This is a genomic window from Rhizobacter sp. P2_H2, assembly GCF_056403375.1.
Genome location: NZ_JBFUFP010000895.1, coordinates 1 through 2,294, shown reverse-complemented (window position 1 = coordinate 2,294; position 2,294 = coordinate 1). Strand labels below are relative to the sequence as shown.

General features: G+C 71.5%; 4 protein-coding genes. 3 read left to right on the top strand and 1 reads right to left on the bottom strand.

Translation table 11 applies throughout. The features are described 5' to 3' along the window. On the top strand, nucleotides 1-593 hold a 593-nt coding region (locus tag AC1D15_RS27930), incomplete at its 5' end, for a dihydrodipicolinate synthase family protein (protein ID WP_477828570.1). Nucleotides 594-612: 19 nt separating this feature from the next. Here the strand turns inward: AC1D15_RS27930 and AC1D15_RS27925 are convergent. Then, on the bottom strand, nucleotides 613-864 hold the full coding sequence (locus AC1D15_RS27925) for a hypothetical protein (protein ID WP_477828569.1): 252 nt from the start codon (nucleotides 862-864) through the stop codon (nucleotides 613-615). A 179-nt stretch (nucleotides 865-1,043) separates the two neighbouring features. On the opposite strand from AC1D15_RS27925, the gene AC1D15_RS27920 reads away from it, so the two are divergent. Next, nucleotides 1,044-1,958, top strand: coding sequence for a MurR/RpiR family transcriptional regulator (locus AC1D15_RS27920; protein ID WP_477828568.1), 915 nt, complete (start codon nucleotides 1,044-1,046; stop codon nucleotides 1,956-1,958). Between the two features lie 8 nt (nucleotides 1,959-1,966). Then, nucleotides 1,967-2,294: isoaspartyl peptidase/L-asparaginase (locus AC1D15_RS27915; protein ID WP_477828567.1), on the top strand; the 328-nt coding region annotated here is incomplete at its 3' end.

Genomic DNA, 2,294 nt, shown 5'->3' with positions numbered 1-2,294 from the left:
AGCGCACCGATCGCGCGCTGGCGCAGGCCCGCGTCGCCGCCGGCTGCGGAGCGGGCGCGCTGCTCGTCAAGCCGCCGCGCGGCGATGCGCAGCAGATCCTCGCCCATGTCGGCGCGATCGCGCTGGCGATGCGCATGCCGATCGTGCTGCTCGACCACCCGAAGTTCGGTGGCCTGCTGCCGCCCAGCCTGCTGCAGGTGCTGGTGGATGGCGTGCCCGAGATCGTCGGCATCAAGGTGGAGGACGAGCCCACGGCGGACAAGATGGCGCGGCTGAGAACCCTGCTCGGGCCGCGCCTGCGGCTGTTYGGCGGGCTGGGCGGCGTGCATTGCCTGCAGGAACTCGAACACGGCGCCGACGGCTTCTTCACCGGCTACCCGCATCCGCGCGCGTTGGTCGACGTGATGGACTGCTGGCGGCGCGGCGAGCGGGCCGCCGCCGTGGCGGCCAACGCGCGGATGCTGCCGGTCGCGCTGCGCGAGCAGGCCGACCCGGACACGATGATCCTGCAACGCAAGACCCTCCTCCGCGATGCCGGGGTGCTGCGCGAGGCGGTCGTGCGGCCGCGGCCGCCGGCCCGCTGGCCGGCATAGCCCGCGCCGGCTGCCGAGACTACTGCACCGTTTCCTTCGCCGCGGCCTTGGCCTTCTTGGCGTGGCTCTTCGCCTTGGCCTTGTGCACCTTGGCCTTGGTCTTGTGCACGGTGCTCGACGGCTCGTCGGTCACGGCGCCCTTGACGTTCTCGGTGCCTTGCTTCGCGGTCTCGGCGGTCGCCTTGGCGCCCTCCTTGACGGCGGTGCCGGCCTGCGCGAACGCGTTACCGGCCGCGAACAGCAGGGCGAGGATGGATATGAGTTTCTTCATCGATGTCCTCCAGAGTGGGTGCTTATCATCGGCGCCCACACACGCCCGAGGTGTCGGACGCCTCCGCCGCGCGCTGTAGGACCGAAGGCTGGACCTCAGGGCATTCCCTCGGGTCGCCGAGCGGGCCTGTAATTTGCTTTACAGTCCGCGAAGTTTTCTGAAACCCAGTTTTCATGACCGTGACGCCCCCTTCCGCCGGCTCCCCTCATTGGGCGGGCCGATTCGCCAGCCTGCCGGTGCTGCAGCAGGTGGCCGCCGGCATTCCGGCGATGCCCGCCGCGATGCAGCGCATGGGGCAGGCCGTGCTGGCGCACCCTTTCAGGGCGGCCACGCTCAACATCGATGAATTTGCCGGCGAGGTCTCGGTGTCGATCGCGACCGCCAACCGTTTCGCCCGCGCGCTGAACTTCGCCGGCTACCCGCAGTTCCGTGCCGAGCTGGCGCGCGGCTTCGAGGCCATCCTGGCGCCGGTCGAGAGCTTGCGCAGCAACCTGAAGCAGCCCACCGGGACGCAGCAGGCGATGGTGGCTTCGCTGCGCGAGACGGCGGCGAACCTCGAACACACGCTGCAAGCCCTGCAGCACCAGCCCTGCGAGCAGGCCGTCTCGCTGATCGCCGAGGCCGAGCAGGTGCTGACGCTCGGCTGGGGCAGCAGCGCGTACCTGGCCGGCGTGCTGCAGCACGAGCTGGAGCCGCTGTGCTCGCGCGTCGGCAGCCTCGCGCAGGCGGGCGGGCCCTCGCATGCGGCGCGGCAGCTCGTGAAGCGCGGGCCGCGCGACCTGCTGATCTCGCTGGCGTTCCCGCGCTATGTGGAAGACACCATCGCGCTGACGCGCCTCGCGCGCGAGCGCGGCGTCAAGGTGCTGGCGCTGACCGACGAGCCGTCGTCGCCGCTGGTGCCGCTGGCCGACGTGACGCTGTATGCGCACGTCAGCCGCCAGGTGGCGCCCACCTCGAACGCCACCGTGCTGGCACTGCTCGAGGCGCTGGTGGCCGCGCTTGCGCACCGCACCGAGGGCGCGGTGCAGCGCGCCGAAGAAATGGYCCGCGGCGTGCTGCCGTGGCTGCAGGTGGCGCCGGGGAGCGTGCGATGAGTCTGTCGTTGACTTCACCCGTGATCGCGATCCACGGCGGCGCCGGCACCTTGTCGCGTGCGTCGATCTCAGTCGAACAGCAGGCCCGCTACCGCGCCGCGCTCGACGAGATCCTGCGCAGCGCGCAGGCGATGCTCGCCGATGGTGCCGCGGCGATCGACGTCGTCACCGAGGCGGTGCGGCAGCTCGAGGAATGCCCGCTGTTCAACGCCGGCCGCGGTGCGGTCTACACGGCAGACGGCCGCCACGAGCTCGATGCCTGCCTGATGCGCGGCAGCGACCTGGCCGCCGGCGCGGTGGCCGGCGTGCGCACGCTGCGCAACCCGATCCTCGCCG